The sequence below is a fragment of the Anaerohalosphaeraceae bacterium genome (assembly GCA_035378985.1).
In the GTDB taxonomy this organism is placed as follows: Bacteria; Planctomycetota; Phycisphaerae; order Sedimentisphaerales; family Anaerohalosphaeraceae; genus JAHDQI01.
The window spans coordinates 1-17,770 of the sequence record DAOSUR010000001.1; the positions used below are offsets into that span (position 1 = coordinate 1).

Below are 17,770 nucleotides of genomic sequence, written 5' to 3' on the forward strand. Positions count from 1 at the left end.
GCTGATTGTAAATATTACCCCTTCCCCGTTTGTCTTTGTCAAGAAAAAACAAAAAAATTCGAGCCTTTTTTAGAAAACAGATATTCTCCCCTCCACGTATCCGTACTTTTCCGGATAAGGATTAAAGATTCGAAATGGTTTGACAAATGATGTGTTCAGGAAGGTTTTGCGGCTTCGAAGGCCGGACTGGGCAGCCCCTCCGGATGAAAATGCAGTCGAAGCAAGGCCGAAAGCATCATAAAGTCCAGATAATAGTCCAGCGCTTCCGGGTCGGCCTTCAGCCATTTTTCCAGCCGGCGGACAAAACGGTCCTCCAGCAGGCCGTCCTGCAGCTTCAGCAGCAAAATCCCCAACCGCTCCAGCCGCGGCGACGGCGGCGGTACAGGTTCAATCACCTCAGAAAGCAGATTGTTCAGCTCGTCAATCTGCGACTGAATCGACTGAAGTTTTTCCGATTCGTTTTCCAACCCCTTTTTCCTTTTTTTTGAATTCGAAAGCCGACTGATTCAGCCGGATACACTCCTTAGGTATTATCGGCTAACGAACCGCCCCTCTGAACCGAAAAGATAGACCGCAAACCAAGAACCGGACAATGTAAATCTGCTTTGCCTTCTTTTTCAGCCCTCCAGCGTCTTGCCGTCCAGCACCTTCCACGGCAGGCCGTAGCGGTTCAAATCCTCCATAAAGGGATCGGGGTCAAACTGCTCCATATTAAAGACCCCTGCTCCTTTCCACTTGCCCTCGAGCATCATCTTGGCTCCAATCATAGCGGGCACACCGGTTGTGTAGGACACCGCCTGCGCACCGACTTCGCGGTAGCATTCCGCGTGGTCACAAACATTGTAAATCATCATCTGACGGCGCTTGCCGCATTTAACCCCGTCGAAGATGCACCCGATGCAGGTCTTGCCCTTGTATGTAACGCCCAACGAGCCCGGGTCCGGCAAAACGGCCTTCAAGAACTGCAGCGGAATAATCTTGTGCCCTTCATACTCCACCGAGTCGATCCGCGTCATTCCGACATTCTGCAGCACCCGCAGATGCGTCAAATACTGCTCGCCGAAGGTCATCCAGAATCGAATCCGCTTGAGTCCTCGAATATGTCTGACCAGCGACTCCAGCTCCTCGTGATAGAGCAGATACGATGCCCGCGGCCCAACCTCCGGATAGTCGATATCTTTGCGGACGCTCATCGGCTCAATCTCAACCCACCGGCCGTTCTCCCAGTATTTGCCCTTCTGGGTAATCTCCCGAATATTAATCTCCGGATTGAAATTGGTTGCGAACGGATGTCCATGCTCGCCCGCATTGCAGTCCACAATATCCACGTAGTGAATCTCATCATAGAAATGCTTCTGGGCGTAGGCGCAGAAGACATTCGTCACGCCCGGGTCAAAGCCGCTGCCCAGCAGGGCCATAATGCCCGCCTGTGCATACCGGTCATGGTAGGCCCACTGCCATTTGTACTCGAACTTCGCCTCATCCTTCGGCTCATAGTTGGCCGTATCCAGATAATGGGTCCGCGTCGCCAGACACGCCTCCATAATCGGCAAATCCTGATACGGCAGCGCTACGTTAATCACCAGCTCCGGCTGATGCTTTTGAATAAGCGCCGCGACCTGTTTGGCGTCATCCGCATCCACCTGCTCGGTAACAATCGGACGGCTGACTTCCGAAGCAATCTTATCGCATTTGGCTTTGGTGCGGCTGGCCAGAACAATTTCGCTGAAAACCTGCGGCACCTGGGCACACTTTTTTACGACAACATTCCCCACTCCGCCGGCACCAATAATCAACACCTTCGCCATAAAAACCTCTTAAAAGCAATCCTAATTCCATTTATCTGCTTTTGTCTTTCCGAAAATATAACGCCATATAACGAAAAAGCCAGTTTTTTCCCATTGAACTTTTCTTCCTTAAACTTATCCTATAACCAAACTGCTTTGTTTGAAATCAGGGAGGACTGTATGAAAAAAGGATTGTTCCTTGTGCTGCTGATAGAGATTTACGGGTGTTCAAATTATCAGGCTGCGCGGGTTCCGCAACCCCCCGGGTTTTATATTCCGGCCATTTACGCGGCCGCCCAAATAAATGACAGTCCGACCCGCAACCAGGCCCTTCGCAATCTGGCTTACCGCAAAGACCTTACGGAAAAAGAATTGGAATACCTTGTGAATTTGCTCGCTATCCGAAAAGGAACCAGCCAACAGATAAAAGATGTGCTGCTGACCGTCCTGAACCATCCATCTGCAACACTCCAAACCAAACAAAGGATTTCGGTCGTGCTGCCGAACTTGGGACTTCTTCCGCTGGATCAAAAAGAAATCGTCGATGCTTTGGCGGCTAAAGCCGATAGAAAACAAGCTGCCGACGAGACCCTATCAAAGGATTAGAAAAACCATTTTCCTCTACTTGTGATTGGAGCTGGCGGGAATCGAACCCGCATCCCCGCGATGCGACCGCGGTGTACTCCCATTATACGACAGCCCCTCTGCCGACTTTGCTAACACTATACCAGAGCGATTCTTAAAATCAAATGCTTTTTCCCCTCCAATTCACCATTTGTAAAAGACCGGCAAAGAATCCCAAGCCGCTGTCAAACCCCAAACCTGAAACAGCAATCGGCGGCTGCGTGGGGTCTACCCACCTCAGCTGCAGCTGCAACATAATCGGGGGTTCATCCGCAAAGTTCAAAATCCGAAAAACATAACTGCCGGCGGCCGGCTCCATCATCACAATCAGCATCGGCGTAAACAGCATCAGATACGTAGACAGTTCATTGTCATCTCTCCAGAAATTGGTCTTGCTATGGAGGCAATCTCCTTTCGAATTTTTTAAGTTTTGTATAGCACTATAATTATTTCTAATAGTACACCCAAAAAAATATTTCTTTTCAGAAAAAAAGGCAAGAATAGGACGAGATGCCTAAAAACCCCACTTTTCAAAACAGACAATTTTCTCCAGCGAAAGCCGTTGGGGGCTCTTCCACTCATCCGCCGGATACCCGAGCGTCATCAATTCCACAAGTACTGCATCCGTAGGGATTTGCAAAATTCTGCGCACCTCGTGCGGCAGAAATGAACCAATCCAACACGTTGCCAGACCCAATTCGACCGCCTCCAGCGCTATATGCTCCAAGGCAATGGAGACATCAATCGGTGCAATGGGCTGGCCGCACCGCATCATATAGGAACTGACAGAGCAAGCCACTATCACGACCGGTGCCTGGGCCACAAAGGCCTGATTATAGGCCGCCTGGGCCAATTCTCTACGCTTTTGCTCCTCTGTAACAACGACAAAACGCCAATCCTGCAGATTGCGGGCAGACGGAGCCAGCCGTGCCGCATCCAAAATCCGCATCAGTTTCTCTTTTTCAACCGGTTTTGAAAGATAAGCCCTGCAGGAATAACGATTTTCAATCGCTTTCATCACGTCCATTTTTCTCCCTTTCTCAACAAAATCGGTTCTATTTTACCTCAACCAAATGAACCCCCAAAATACACCCAATCAAGAAACAATTTTTTCTTACAGAAAACCTTTTTTTGAAGTATCTTATCGGCTTAACAGCGAAGGAACAAGAACCATGAGTTTGTTTCTGCTTTTTGGAATACTTTTAGGCGTTCTTGCTTTCGGTCTGTCCGCGGGCCTTACAGCCGTAGTCCGGCGGCTGGCTATCCGCATCGGCTTTGCGGCATACCCGCAGGCAGACCGCTATCATCAGTCTGTCGTTGCCTTGGGGGGCGGAATTGCCATTTTCGGCACTCTGCTGCTCCTGCTCTCGGCCGCTCTCCTATTCATCCAGTTCGGCTCTTCCCAAATCAGCGGGGCTTTCCCTTCCCTTGTTCCTTATATAGAGGGGTTCCGGACCAAACGTGTCGATTTACTGCTCGTCCTTGCGTGTGCTTTTGTTTTACACATTTTGGGGCTGTGGGATGATAAAAAACGGCTGGGGCCTTTTTCGAAGCTGACCGTGCAAATCCTCGTTTCCGCCGCGGCCGCAACCCTGGCGGATATACGCCTGGAATTCTTCATCCAAAATCGACTGATTACGATTGTTCTGTCCGTACTGTGGATGGTCATTCTGATTAATGCCTTCAACTTTCTGGATAATATGGACGGCGTTTCCGCAGGCATTGCAGCCATTACAGCAGTCGTCCTGTTAACGGCCGCTATTCGAAGCGGACAGGTCTTTATCGGAGGATTGGCTGTTCTCCTTCTGGGAAGTCTGCTGGGATTCCTGGTCTTTAACTTCCCTCCCGCAACAATCTTTATGGGGGATGCCGGTTCGCTGGTTATCGGCTTTTTTGTGGCCGTACTGACTTTGCGGACAACCTATTATAATCCGGCCCTTGAACTGCACCTCAGTGCCGTTTTTATGCCGCTGATTGTTATGGCCGTTCCGTTGTATGATTTTGCCAGTGTGGTTTTTCTCCGCATCCGTCAGGGCAAAAACCCTCTGACTGGGGATACACAGCACTTTTCTCATCGACTCCGCCGGCGGGGACTGTCCGACAGGCAGGTGGCTTTGACGCTTTATCTGGCAACCCTGTGCACATCCGCCGGGGCCGTTGTCCTGCAGAAAACAGACTGGATGGGAGCTGTTTTGATTTTTCTTCAAACCCTGATGGTGCTTGGAGTCATCGCTGTTCTCGAAAGCAGCGGACAGATGAACGCGAATTCCTTCAGAGAAAGAAAATGAAGAAAGCGTCTCTTTCTGCAAAAGTGAAACCTTCGATTTTTTCGACTTTAGGGGAAAATACGGCTCTGATTCTGATTCTGGGGGTTTTGGTCCTTCGCTCCGTTTTTATCGAAATAACCTATTATTCCGCCCCCGTTACCCCTTCTCTTCTTCTCCCCGGGCCGGTAAACAGTCTGCTGATTTCTTTCCTTCTGCTCCTCATCTTTTTTGTGCATCAGGCCGCTCAGATTCTCCGCCCCCCCGACCGCCAAATCAGCGACCGGCTCACATTCGGAGCAATCCTTTTCATTTTACTGGGGCTGTTTTCCTTTTTCGCCGCATCGAACAAATGCGATGCATTGACGGAACTGACAACGTTGGCCGCACCGCTGCTGATTCTTCCGACGGCCTCCGAATTATTCCGAAAAACCGACCGCATTCTCCTCTTCCTGTGGGTCTTGACCGCTCTCGGGATCACCGCTGTCTATCAGTGCCGGGAACAGGCCATGACCGACAACGAAACCGTCCTGCGCAATTATGAGCAAAATCCGCAGAAGGTTTTGGAGGAACTGGGAATCGAGCCGGGTACTCTCAAACAATGGCAGTTTGAACATCGGCTCCGTTCCAAAGACGTCCGGGGGTTTCTGACCACAAGCAATTCAACCGGTTCTTTTCTGCTACTGTGCATATTCGGCGGTCTGGGGCTCCTGACGTATGCAAGGTACCAGCCCCCTTCTCAGGGACGACTCGTTCAGATTCTTCTGTACCTGCCGATCATCCTTCTTCTTGCCTACGGTCTGTTCCTATGCAGAAGCCGAGGAGCAATCACAGCGGGTCTCATCTGCCTTTTCGGCTGGATTTTCTGTGTTTGGCAGGGCAAGCGGATTTGGCCTCATCGAAAAAAACTGGTAGTCCTCGGGCTGTTTTGCGCAGCCGCAACCGTTCTTTCAGCCATTCTCTATGGAATCCGGCACGGCCGACTGCCGGGTCCCAATGCCATGCTGGTCCGCTGGCAGTACTGGGTCAGCACCCTTCAGATGATTGCGGAACATCCGCTGCGAGGGGTCGGCGGCGGCAACTTTACAATCTGGTATCCGCTGTATAAAATCCCGGCAGCTCCTGAACTCATCCGTGACCCGCACAATTTTCTTCTGTCGCTGGCCGCTCAATACGGCATTCCTGCAGCCCTGATTTTTACAGGCATTCTGCTCCTGCCGCTGTGGACAACCCTCCGGTCGGACCGTCCTTCTTGTGAACCTCAGACAACTAAGGGGCCTTCTCTGCCCACAGGGCTTCTTCTTCTGGCCTTTTCAGCCATAATGCTTCTGATAGTACGTCCTGGGGTAGCCGAACAAACCGATGCGGAAACAGACCCGTTCATTCGCGGGGCCTATTATCTGGTGTTTTATCTGGCTCCGGCCGGGGTCATGCTTCTGACTCTCGGCCTTTTGATTCTGGCCGGACGCGTACCGACAGATCAGCCGCTCCTGCGACGGGCTCTTCTGCCCGCTCTCGGATGGGGCATCTTGTCCGTTCTTATTCACAATTTGATTGATTTCGCTGTTTTCGAAACAGCCGTTTTGACCGCTTTGATGCTCTGTTTGGCCGCCGTCTGGGCGTTTACGGCTCCCTCCCGTCCCTTCCTGCTCGGGAATTTCCTCCGACGAGGGGGTCTTCTTGCCCTTCTGTCCGGCGCTTTTGCCGTCTCGTTCTATTGGGGGATGCTTCTTCCTTTCCGGGCGGGCTTACTCATCCAAGAAGCTTTTCGAAATCCCTCTGAAAGCATCCATCTGCTGCAGAAGGCCGAGGAAAAAGACCCGCTTTCTCCGCAGCCCGCATGGTATCAGGGGCAAATCCTTCTTCAGCAGGCGGAGAGCAGAATTATCGGCAAGCAGATGACTCTCGAAAAAGCTGAAAAAGCTTTTGCCCGTGCCCTAACCCGCAATCCGCACGACTATCGTCTGATGGAAGCGATAGGAGACTTGTTTCTCCTGCGTGCCGAATCCGAAAAATCGGAAGACCTCCAAAAACAATTCCGTCAAAAAAGTTATCACTGGACCCTGCAGGCATGGGAGCATTTCCCCGGGAGCGACCGGCTGGCCTACAAACTCGGACTGCTTTCCGAACAAAATGAACGTGCGGAAGAAGCCGTCGGCTGGTACGCTCTGGCAATAAAAATTGAAGAGGACTACCGCAGACAATTTCAGCAAATGTACCCGGAGTACCCAATATTCAGCCGGCTGGGGGAAGGCCGATATCACTATGCAAAAGCATTTGTTCAATCAAAAACAGAAAACCGTCCCGCACCGGAAACTCCGCCGCCCTCCCCGTAAATCATTCAGCTCTACGATTCAATCCGCCCCAGGATGCTGTCCGGAATGTCAAAATTGGCATAGACATTCTGCACATCATCGTGGTCTTCAATATCCTCCATCAGGCCGAGGATTTTTCGGGCTGTCTCCTCATCCGTCACCTGCACATGGGTTTGGGGTACCATGGCAATTTCTGCAGAAGACAGCGGGATATTCCGCGTCTGAAGAGCCTTCTTCAAGGACTCAAAAGCAGCCGGCGGACAGGTGATTTCATACAATCGTCCGGTGTTCTGCAAATCCTCCGCCCCCGCTGACAAGGCCAGTTCCAGAAGTTCATCTTCTCCGATAGCGGATGTATCGACGGTAATTAATCCTTTCTTCGAGAACATCCAGCTCACGCAGCCGCTGGCCCCCAGCGAACCGCCTCGTCTCTCAAAGATTTTCTTAATTTCGGGAGCCGTCCGATTGCGGTTATCTGTCAGTCCCTCAATCATCACCGCCACTCCGCCGGGTGCATAGCCCTCATACAGCACTTCTTCGTAATGCACGCCGCCCAGCTCACCCGTACCCTTTTTGATGGCCTTTTCAATCGTATCTTTTGGCATGTTGGCCGCTTTGGCTTTATCGATGGCGTATCGAAGAGGCAGATTGGCCTCCGGGTCTCCGCCGCCATTCTTGGCCGCCACAATAATCATTCGGGCAATTTTGCTCCAGAGCTTGCCGCGTTTGGCGTCATTGGCTGCCTTCTTATGCTTGATGCCTGCCCAGTGTGAATGTCCTGCCATATCCGTCTTCCCGCTTTGAATGGTTCCCTTATTTTCGCTGATTAATGAATCACTTTATTGAGAGAATAGGTGATGATCCCGGAAGCGCCCGCATATTTCAGCCGTGGAATCAGCTCACGTTCAACCTTTTCCTCCACCACAATTTCCACAGCCGCATAGTCCGAATCCGCCAGCGGGGAAACCGTCGGGCTCTTTTCCGCCGGAAGAATCTGCAGAACAGCCGGCAAATCCTTTTTGGCGACATTCATCTTCATTCCGACAAGAGTTTTTGCATTGATGGCTGCATTCAGGAGAATGGCCAGATTCTCAATTTTCTGCCTCTTGAACGAATCCTTCCACGCCTGCCGATTGGCGATAAAACGGGTCGTAGAGACCAGAACAGTATCCACAATGCGGAGGTTGTTGGCCCGCAGGGAAGAGCCCGTTTCCGTCAGTTCTACAATGCCGTTGACCAGCCGGGCCTTGACTTCCGTCGCTCCCCAGCTGAACTCCACCTTCACCCGAATTTTTTTACGGCGGAAATACCGCTGCGTGACACCGACCAGTTCCGTTGCAATAATGCCTCCTTCGAGGTCTTCGGGGTTTTGGACTTTCGATTCATTCGGAACAGCCAGAACCCAGCGGGCCGGTGCAGAAGTTGCCTTGCTGTATTCAAGCGGACAGACCTCGTGGACTTTGGAATTGTTTTCCATAATCCAGTCATAGCCGGTAAAGCCCGCATCCAGAACCCCGGCCTCCACATAACGGCTCATTTCCTGGGCCCGCAGCAGAATCGGCTGAATCTGAGGGTCATCGATCTGCGGAAAATAACTTCGATCCGCTCCCGTTATGGAAAACCCCGCCTTCGCAAACAGATCAATCGTGGCATTCTGCAGACTGCCCTTGGGAATTCCCAGTTTCAGAACGGGCTGGGACAGCTGGTTGTCTTTTGATGGATTTTTCATTTGCTCTGACTGTCGTGCACTCATTTTTTCGCTGAATCTTTCCGTTTGCTCTGTTTTGGTTTTTTCTTGTTCTTTGCATCCGAATCCGCAGAACGGCCTTTCTCAGCCGACGACAGAGTTCCCTCCGCCGCCGCCCGCAGAAGGGAATAAAACAGCCAGCCGTCCGCTGCGGCAATCTGACGTTCCAGAAATCCGTGGATCTCCTCTTCGGCGGCCTCCGGATGAATCATCTCTTCCCGAATCAGATACTCTTTCATCTTCCCCGTAAGAGGAATCGCGTGGCCTCCCAGTGCCGTTAAAAAGCAGTAGTCCGCCGCAAAACGGGTAACGCCTTCGATGTCTTCCACGGCCTTGCGCCCCTGCCGTTTGCCGAGATTGCGAAGAGAAATCAGACTCAGCGCATCATAACGGTCACAAACCTGATTCAGCATCCGCGTGAGGGTCTGCGCAGTGGTCTGCGCCTGCGGACTGTGATCGCCCATAACCTCAAGAATCTCCTCGCTGCGGGCGACCCGCAAGTCATTCAGGTCCACAAAGTGGCTCTGAATGCGTTTGTAAATCTTTTTGGCTTCCGCCTCCGGATACATTTCGCTGATCAGCCCCACAACAAGGGCCTCAATCGGGTCCTCATACGTCACAGATTCACAATCAGATCCCTGACGTTTCCAGCTCTGAAAGACTTTTTTCAGCTTGGTACCGTATTCTTTGCTGTTTTTCATAGCCGGGGCTCCTCTTGCGGCCCATTTTCTTCCGGGTTCTGCCTCTCCTCGTCCGTCTCATCCCACTGGCGGCGAATTTCCTCTATCAGCCGCAGCGTCTCCAGGGTCGTATGAAACTTTCGATCCATCTCAAAACGAAGATGGGGCACATATCGGCAGACCAGCACCCGCCCCAGCGCGGCCTGAAAAACTCCGGCCGCATGCCGGATGGCTTTTATCGTCAGTTCCTGGGCCGCTTCATCCACTCCGCTGACACTCAGATAAACGGTGGCCTGACGCAGGTCGGCTGTTACCTCCACTTCCGTTACAGTCACCAATCCCTGAATGCGAGGATCACTTAGACGTGTCAGAATCGTGGAGCTCACCGATTCACGAATCACTCCGGCTATTCGTTCCAGTCTGCGGCTTGCCATGAACATTTCCAACCTGTCTTTCCCAACAAAATCCGCTCGTCCTGCTTACAAATCGCGGGCGACCTGTACAATCTCATAAGCCTCCAGCACATCGCCGGTTTTGACGTCGTCGAAACCGACAATCTTAATTCCGCACTCCAGACCGGCCTTGACCTCCCGCACATCGTCTTTGAAATGCCGCAGCGATTCGATGGCGCAATTGTCCTTGACAACAATGTTGTTGCGAATCAGACGCAGCTTGGCATTTTTGGTAACCACGCCGTTTTCGACAAAGCATCCGGCCACCGTTCCCACTCCGGAAATCTTGAAGGTATTGCGGACAACCAGCCGGCCCAGCGTCTTTTCCTGCTCCACCGGCTCCAGAAGCCCTTTCATCGCTGCTTTCAAGTCCTCGGTAATGCGGTAAATCACATTGTACAGACGAATATCCACCCGGACCGCCTCCGCCATCTGCCGGACTCGGTCTTCCGGAACAACATTAAAACCGATGATGATGGCATCCGAGGCCTGGGCAAGCACCACATCGCCTTCCGTAATGCCGCCGACACCGGCATGAATCACTTTGACTTTCACCTCAGGAGTACTCAATTCCGTCAAATAGCGAACCAGTACATCCACCGAACCCTGCACATCCGCACGCACAATCAGATTCAGTTCCTTGATTTTGCCGGCTTCGATATGCTTGAACAGATTGTCCAGCGTCACCTGAGAACGCCGCGCCAGCGATTCTTCCCGGCTGAGCATCCGGATTTCCTCCGCCGCCTCCTGAGCCCGGTTGATGTCGGACAGACAATAGAACTTATCTCCCGCCTGCGGAACCCCGTCGAGCCCGGTAATCTCCACCGGCATAGAAGGAGTGGCTTTTTTAACGGCATGCCCCCAACTGTCGGTAATGGTACGGACCCGTCCGTAGGCCCCACCTGCCAGCACAATGTCGCCCTTTTTCAGCTCGCCTTCTTTGATCAGAAGCGTGGCCACCGCGCCGCGGCTGGGAGCCATCTTGGCCTCCACAACCCACCCTGTCGCCGGCAAGGTCGGGTCGGCCTGATAGTTCTTTAGCTCCGCAATATAATCCAGATGTTCAATCAAATCCTCAATACCCTGTCCGGTTACGGCACTGGTTTTGACAATCTCTGTATTTCCGCCCCATTCGGCAGGCGTCAGTTCATGCTCCGCCAGCTGCCCATAGATGCGGTGCAAATCAATCCCCGGCAGGTCGATTTTGTTCAGCGCCACCAGAATTTCAACACCGGCGGCCTTGGCGTGATGAATCGCCTCTACTGTCTGCGGCATCACCCCGTCATCCGCCGCCACAACCAGAACGACAATGTCGGTCATCTGCGCTCCGCGTGCCCGCATCGAAGTAAACGCTTCATGACCCGGCGTATCCAAAAACGTGATGCGCTTGCCGTTGATTTCCACCTGATAAGCGCCGATGTGCTGCGTAATCCCGCCGGCTTCTCCGGCCGCCACAGACGTCTTGCGAATCCGGTCCAGTAAACTGGTCTTGCCGTGGTCCACATGGCCGAGCATCGTGACAATCGGCGGACGCTTCTGCAGATGAAGTCTCGGACGCTGTTCAAATTCCTTTTCAATCTGCTCCAGAACGGTACGTTTCCGTTCTACGACCAGTTCTGTGCCGAACTCCATCGCAATCAGCTCGGCCGTATCAACAGAGATTGCCTGGTTGGCCGTCGCAATAACTCCTTCCGCCAGAAGCTTGGCGATAATATCACTGGTCTTTACACCCAAAGCAGCGGAAAGGTCTTTCACCAGAATCGGTTCGGTCACAACGGCCTTAGCGGGCCGCTCTACCGGCGGAGCCGCTTCCTCGGTCTTGGATTTGGTTTCAATCCGGCGAGGCGGACGGTTCCGAACCCATTCCCCTTCCGCAGCCGCCAGTCGAGCCCGCCGCTCCTCCAAATCCCGCTCCCGAATCCGCTTCGGCCCTCCTTTGAGCAGGCGTTCTTCCTCTTCATCGGCATGGTGCTTTCGGCGCCCATGCGTTTTGTCTTTGGGCTTTTTGGCGGTTGTGTCCGGTTCGTCTTCAACCGCTGGAATCAGCGGTTCTGCTATGGGTTTCACCGCTCCCTTCATCGGCGGACGCGGCCGCTTTCCGGCGAACCGGCGCGAATCAACTTCCGGTTTTTCAACCCGGATCACCGTCGGTCCGGTTAGCTGAGCAGGCGTGGGTTTCTCCAGTTTCGGACCGGCCGGCAGAATCGGCTCCGGAGGCGGGGGCGGAGGCGGCGGAGCAGCCATCGGTGTCTCCTGAACTTGCGGCGCAGGGGGCTCCGCCATAATTGTCGGCTCTGCCGAAGCCGCCGCTGCAGGAACGACAGGAGCCGCCTGTTCTGAAACCCCTGTCTCTGACACAGGGACCGTTTCCGTTTCCGGCATCTCTTTCGTTTCCGCCGGTGCTTCCGCTACTTGAACAGATTCAGAAGTCTCTGCAGGTGCAGCCGGAGCAGCTGCGGTCTCTTCCGTCGAAGCGGTACCTTTTTTTCGACGGGGCACCCGCACCTTTTCCAAATCGACTCGTTCGGCGGTCTCCACAGACGTCGTGTGTTCTCCCTCGCTGAACCACTCCCGGATGGTTGCTACCTGACCGGCCGTCAAAGGGGACATATGGGTTTTGATATCCAGCCCTTCGGCCTGACATTTGGCCACGATGGCCTGGCTTTTAACCCCCAACTCTTTCGCCAGAAGATAAACTTTTGTTACCGCCTTTGCCAATTTGGGTTCTCCTGTACAACCTTACGGAAGTCTTTCTCTGCCTTCCGAAAACGTGTACACCTTTTAACTCTTTCGTTTTCTTTCGCTGCGCGCCTTTTCCTGCATCAGCAAGCCTTCGGCCTGGGTCATTTTTTCTTCCGCCGCCATTTCTTTGGCGGCTGCTTCCGCGGCCTTAATAATCCGAAGAGCCAACTCACTCGAAATCTTCAGTTCCTCTACCAGCGGCTCTACCCCCACCTCTTCAAGATCCAAAACGGAAATAATTCCCAAGGCCAGCAACTTATCGACAAAAGAATCATCTACCCCCTCAACTTGACCGATGCAGGCCGAAAGCCGCTCCACCTCTCGGTTATACTCCGGAGGAGTTAAAATATCAATATCCCAGCTGGTCAAACGAGCGGCCAAACGCACATTTTGGCCGTGCTTGCCGATCGCCAAGCTTAACTGGTCTTCGGGTACAACCACCGTTGCTCGCCCCAGTTCAAAACAAATGGCGATTTCACTCACCTTAGCCGGACGAAGTGCGTTGGCAATGAAAACCTGAGAAGAATCACTCCAGGGCACAATGTCAATCTTTTCTCCACCAAGCTCATCGACAATATTTTTGATTCGGCTTCCCCGAACCCCAACACAAGCCCCTACCGGGTCCACTTTGTCATCCGTGGAATCCACGGCAATTTTGGTCCGATAGCCCGCCTCCCGGGCCAGGGCTTTTATCTCAATAATCCCTTCGCTCACCTCCGGTACCTCCAATTCAAAGAGACGGCGGATAAAATCCGGATGGGTTCGGGAAAGAATAATTTTCACCTGACTGGATACATCACGCACATCAAGAATCATCGCACGAATCCGCTCTCCGGGGTGATGCGTTTCCCCGCTGATTTGCTCGGATTTTGGCAAAATCGCCTCTACACGAGGACTTAGGTTCACAACCAGCACCCCGCCTTCAAAACGTGCTACAGTCCCGTTGACAATCTCACCTTTCCGCTGAACATACTCCGCGTAAATGCTCTCCCGTTCATCCGCGCGGAGTTTCTGAATCATCACCTGGCGCGCTGTCTGCGCCGAAATCCGCCCTAATCTTTGGATATCAATCGGACTGCCATCCTTAAAGGCGGAAATATCTCCCGTTTTGCGGTCGATATGAACGGTAATATCACTTTCCGGCGGAGCCCCGAAGTGCTTGCGCGCTGCCGAAACCATCGCGGCTTCAAGGTCCTGGAAGACAGACTCCTTATCAATACTTTTGTCTCGTGAAATACTGTCAACGATTCGTAATACATCCTGATTCATAAAATCCGCATCCTTAATCCAATAAAAACAAAAAAGTGGAAACCTTCAGGTTACCACTTTTTCCCGCAATCCCACGGCCCATTTTTCAATTCCGAACTCACAGTTTCGGGCCGACAAAATTTTTTTCTTTTAGTCGGCCATAACTTCTGTTCTCCAGAATCGCCGCCGTTTCTGCAGGTTCCCTGAAGAATCATTTTCTATAGCAACAAGCCGTCCGTGCACCCTGCACCGCTGCATCACACAGGATGTAATTCTATGCAAACGCACGACTTATATTTCCTCTAACAACCATAACTCACCCTTTCCGCCTATAAATCCAGCGTCGGTTAATACGAATTATAGAACGCTTCAGTCAAAAGTCAAGAAGTGTTTGTATTCTTAAAAAAGAGAAATGATAATATAAGGATATATTCTATCTTGTTATATATTTATTTCAAATAATGCCGAAGTTGGCAGTCTTCTATTTTTCGGATTCCTTCTACCACCATAAGGGCATTCAAACGGGCACCCGCCGATGTCGTATGAGTGTGGTCCTCCAAAAAGTATTCCTGCGTGACCTTCTCCTGTCCCTGCTGTTCATAAACACGGGCAATCGACTCATTTAAATTGATGAAAGGAACCCCCTCGGCCTGTGCAACCTGTGCCGCCCAGGCAGCATAATCGGAACCGGCCCTTGTTAACTTGCCGTCCTTCCAGATGTTGCGAGGAACCGGCGATAAAAGAATCGGCTGAACCCCCTTCTCTTTCGCTTCGCGAATGTATTTTCGCAGGTACCACCCATAGGTATGAACGACCTCTTTCTGCCCCGTTGCTTCTAATACAACTTCTTCCGTCTCCTCGCCGATTCCCTTCAGGGAAGCGCGAGCCCTGCCTGTCCCCAGCGGCCCGCTGTCGTTATGCCCAAACTGAATCATAAGAAAATCGCCCTCCTTCATCTCCTCCAATACCTTCTGCCATCGCCCTTCCGTGAAAAAGGTGCGGCTGCTTCGCCCGCCGATAGCCCGATTTTGGACAGATATCTTCGATAAATCGAAAAAGTCCGCAATCGGGTCCCCCCATCCCTGCAAGCCGCGGGTATTGTTTTTCACGGTGGAATCCCCTATTATAAAAAGAGTCGGCTTATCCGAAATTCGGTTCGGCTCCGTCAGGGGATTCAAACCCCTTGCCGGAATCAGGCGAACCGGCCCCAACAGACCCGAATCTCGAAGCGGCCAGTCTGCCGCATTGAACGGTTTATAGTCGATATTCACTACATTAATATCGTAGAAATATTTCCACCGAATCTGCCGCCTGTCCAAATCCCGGATGCGGTTAGCCGCCAGGTTTGTCACATCAATCTCCAGCTTATTGTGACTTTCACGAAGCAGTCCGCCGATTCGGCACACATACGGCGGCGTCCAGAGAGTTCCCACTTCCTTTCCATTCAGCCGAACCCGTGCGCTCTCGCAAACCGTCCCCAAATCGAGAATCCAATCCTCGGCAGTGCCGGCGGGCTTTTCAAACTCGAGCGTATAACGAGCCGTCCCCGCAAACCGCTCGGTTTCCTCATCACCCCATCGAGTCCAGGAATCCAGCCGCTCAATGTGACACGGCTTCGGCAGAGAAGGGCCGCCCTGGATAAACTCAACCATCCATCGCCCTTCTAAAGAAACCGAACCCGGGCCCAAGCGAAGATACGTCCATTCAGGGCCCTTCGGCAGCTCTTTGGAGAATGTTTTCAAAATCAGCGATTGTCCCGCCGTCATCTGGATGTACACCTGCGTTTGTCCGCCTTCGCTGCGAACAGCCGCCAGACCCACCCACTCCGAATGGAGGGGGTCCATCAAAACAGCGGAACGGGCTGGCCTGCCCAGCGGTATCCACCGCTCCAGCGGTTTTTGGCTCTGATTCACCAGAAAGTAATAGTACCCCTCCGAATGGCTCCTTCGAACGACCTGGATACCCGTATCTGTGCACGCTTCCCGGCCAATCCCGACGGACTGGAGCATCGGCTCGATATTTCCAACCAAAATCTTTCCTTTCCTGCGCACACAAGATCGGAAGGAACCCGCTGCCTCCTCCCGGAAAGCAAGCGATTGCAGAGTGTTGTTCAGCTTCTCCCGTCTCTTCTGCCAATCCTTCAGTCCGGGAACATCCGAAGGCAGACCCGAATCGAACAAAATCACGGCTCCCTTGTCGGCCAGTTTCAGCAGCGTCTCCAGTGTCTCCGTCGGCATCAGGCGGCAGGCCGGAATCAAAACCGCCGAATAGGAATTGCCTCCGAGAACAATTTTTCCATCCCGAACGGTGCTCTTTTGGAGAAACCTGTCGGAAACGGCATCATATCCGTATCCTCGGTTCCACAGGTCCATCGCTGTCTTATAGAAAGAACTGTCATAAAACCACTGTTCCTGATTGTGAATGCGAAAGGCCTGATAGAAGCCCTTTGAATCCTGCCACAAATCATAGACCGGCCAGTACAGCAGAATCTCATTATCCGGCCGGCCCGCCTGGAGGATCGACTGACAGCGGGTCAGGTAGTCCGTAAACGCCGGCAGGTCCTGCCACAGTCCGCCGCCGGGCCCGAAATTGACCGAGGCATAAAACTGCCAGCCCGGCCAGGGGGCCTCCTGCGGCGAATACGGAATCCCGTGAAAGAAAAGGTGATTGACGCCGGACAAAAACAGAAAATCCGCCGCCGCTTTGGCATCCGCCAGTGAGGCCTGAAAATGCTCTTTGAGCCATGTAAAAGACTCGGCGGAGGTCAGGGTCTGCCCTTTCAAATGGGCCGCCGAAGAGGCCATCTTCATCATCGGAATCTGCCGGTTATCCACGGAACGGAAGATTTCGGTTTCCGGAATATCCGCCGCGGCATACAAATCAATCAGATTGGCCGGCGCCCCGTGGGCCTGATTGCGGGAGAGCCCCTTGTATCGATGACACCACTGCGTCCAGTGCTCGATATAGGCAATATGCAGCTCGGAAAGCGTCCGGCGGCAGTCGCACTTCACGCGGGCGGCTGTTTCGGATGAATCCTCTCCGAACAAAAACTCAACATAGTCCCTCAGGTCATAGCCCCGCCGCTTCTGAAACTCCCGTAAGAACTCCGCCGTCCAGTCCGCTTCAAAGTACTCAAACGAATCGTGGAAATGGGCCCGCGGCATCCGTCCGCCGTACCCCGCAAAGGCCTTGTCAAAAGCAGCCAGGTATTTTTCAAGAGCCGACACCGAAAACGGGTCCACGACGTTCCCCGCACCGCCCGGAGCGGCGCGCTTAACCTTCTGCACCGGACGCCGTCCCGCCAATTCATAAATTGTCCAGCTGCCCTGCGGCACTTCCCAGCGGAGTCTGCCGTCTTTGACCTTTGCCGTCAAATCCATCCGGCGTCCATCCGCCGCAACGGCAATCAGGGCCATCAGATAAGCCCTCGGATTTTTCGGAACAGACGCTTCAAAGACCTGCCCGCCGGAGACCGAATACCGCTCGCAAAGCACCTTCATTGAGGCCAGCTCATCCGGCACATACGGTCCGCCGAACGGCCAGCCGGTCCCCGTGGTCAAATCCACCCCCATTCCAAGCCGCTGGGCCTCCGCTGTCGTGTGGGCCAGCATCTTCATCCACTTCGGCGAAAGAAAATCAATAAACTGCTCCTCGTATCCCTTGACGCCGTAAATCGGACAGATTTCGACCCCTCCGATGCCTGCCCGGCTGTACTCTTCCAGCAAAAACGACAAATCGGCTTCGTTGACCGCACTGCCCAGCCACCACCATCGCGTCCACGGCTTGTTCTCCGCCGTCGGTGTCGGCCAGCCAATCGGCGTTTGTGCGGCAAAAACCCATCCGGACAATCCGAGTGCAACCAGCAGCCCGGCCGCCTGCCGAGCCAATCGGTCCCATCGATTCATTTCTTG

14 protein-coding genes and 1 tRNA gene are annotated in these 17,770 nt (G+C 53.1%); 3 read left to right on the forward strand and 12 right to left on the reverse strand.

The features are described 5' to 3' along the window. Positions 1-155: 155 nt before the first annotated feature. Together PKY88_00005 and PKY88_00010 are read right to left on the reverse strand one after the other, a co-directional pair. A complete protein-coding gene (locus PKY88_00005) occupies positions 156-467 on the reverse strand; it encodes a hypothetical protein (protein ID HOQ03584.1) in 312 nt (103 codons plus the stop codon). Between the two features lie 150 nt (positions 468-617). Beyond that, a complete protein-coding gene (locus PKY88_00010; GenBank protein ID HOQ03585.1) occupies positions 618-1,808 on the reverse strand; it encodes a saccharopine dehydrogenase family protein in 1,191 nt (396 codons plus the stop codon). A gap of 159 nt (positions 1,809-1,967) precedes the next feature. On the opposite strand from PKY88_00010, the gene PKY88_00015 reads away from it, so the two are divergent. After that, entirely contained in the window at positions 1,968-2,393 is a 426-nt protein-coding gene (locus PKY88_00015) for a hypothetical protein (GenBank protein HOQ03586.1), read from the forward strand. Positions 2,394-2,419: 26 nt separating this feature from the next. Here the strand turns inward: PKY88_00015 and PKY88_00020 are convergent. The 3 genes from PKY88_00020 to PKY88_00030 form a co-directional block, all read right to left on the reverse strand. Then, positions 2,420-2,490 (reverse strand) — tRNA-Ala (locus PKY88_00020). 42 nt (positions 2,491-2,532) lie between these two features. Then, a complete protein-coding gene (locus PKY88_00025) occupies positions 2,533-2,760 on the reverse strand; it encodes a hypothetical protein (GenBank protein ID HOQ03587.1) in 228 nt (75 codons plus the stop codon). A gap of 165 nt (positions 2,761-2,925) precedes the next feature. Beyond that, the gene (locus PKY88_00030) at positions 2,926-3,438 is read right to left on the reverse strand and encodes a nitroreductase family protein (GenBank protein ID HOQ03588.1); all 513 of its coding nucleotides are present in this window, start codon (positions 3,436-3,438) and stop codon (positions 2,926-2,928) included. A gap of 145 nt (positions 3,439-3,583) precedes the next feature. Between PKY88_00030 and PKY88_00035 the strand changes: the two genes are divergently transcribed. Next, a complete protein-coding gene (locus tag PKY88_00035) occupies positions 3,584-4,699 on the forward strand; it encodes an MraY family glycosyltransferase (protein ID HOQ03589.1) in 1,116 nt (371 codons plus the stop codon). Further along, complete coding sequence (locus PKY88_00040) at positions 4,696-7,011, forward strand: O-antigen ligase family protein (GenBank protein ID HOQ03590.1); 2,316 nt, start codon at positions 4,696-4,698, stop codon at positions 7,009-7,011. The genes PKY88_00035 and PKY88_00040 overlap by 4 nt, the downstream gene beginning before the upstream one ends. A gap of 11 nt (positions 7,012-7,022) precedes the next feature. Here PKY88_00040 and PKY88_00045 read toward each other — a convergent pair whose 3' ends face one another. The 7 genes from PKY88_00045 to PKY88_00075 all read right to left on the reverse strand — a co-directional run bounded on the left by PKY88_00045 (position 7,023) and on the right by PKY88_00075 (position 17,764). Continuing rightward, a complete protein-coding gene (locus tag PKY88_00045; protein ID HOQ03591.1) occupies positions 7,023-7,775 on the reverse strand; it encodes a YebC/PmpR family DNA-binding transcriptional regulator in 753 nt (250 codons plus the stop codon). 41 nt (positions 7,776-7,816) lie between these two features. Further along, on the reverse strand, positions 7,817-8,743 hold the full coding sequence (gene hisG, locus PKY88_00050) for an ATP phosphoribosyltransferase (protein HOQ03592.1): 927 nt from the start codon (positions 8,741-8,743) through the stop codon (positions 7,817-7,819). Continuing rightward, on the reverse strand, positions 8,740-9,438 hold the full coding sequence (locus PKY88_00055; GenBank protein ID HOQ03593.1) for a hypothetical protein: 699 nt from the start codon (positions 9,436-9,438) through the stop codon (positions 8,740-8,742). The genes hisG and PKY88_00055 overlap by 4 nt, the downstream gene beginning before the upstream one ends. Continuing rightward, a complete protein-coding gene (gene rbfA / locus PKY88_00060; protein ID HOQ03594.1) occupies positions 9,435-9,851 on the reverse strand; it encodes a 30S ribosome-binding factor RbfA in 417 nt (138 codons plus the stop codon). Before rbfA ends, PKY88_00055 begins: the two co-directional genes overlap by 4 nt. A gap of 45 nt (positions 9,852-9,896) precedes the next feature. Continuing rightward, a complete protein-coding gene (gene infB, locus PKY88_00065) occupies positions 9,897-12,587 on the reverse strand; it encodes a translation initiation factor IF-2 (GenBank protein ID HOQ03595.1) in 2,691 nt (896 codons plus the stop codon). 63 nt (positions 12,588-12,650) lie between these two features. Continuing rightward, on the reverse strand, positions 12,651-13,880 hold the full coding sequence (gene nusA, locus PKY88_00070; protein HOQ03596.1) for a transcription termination factor NusA: 1,230 nt from the start codon (positions 13,878-13,880) through the stop codon (positions 12,651-12,653). A gap of 428 nt (positions 13,881-14,308) precedes the next feature. Continuing rightward, a complete protein-coding gene (locus PKY88_00075; GenBank protein HOQ03597.1) occupies positions 14,309-17,764 on the reverse strand; it encodes a glycosyl hydrolase in 3,456 nt (1,151 codons plus the stop codon). Between the last annotated feature and the right edge of the window lie 6 nt (positions 17,765-17,770).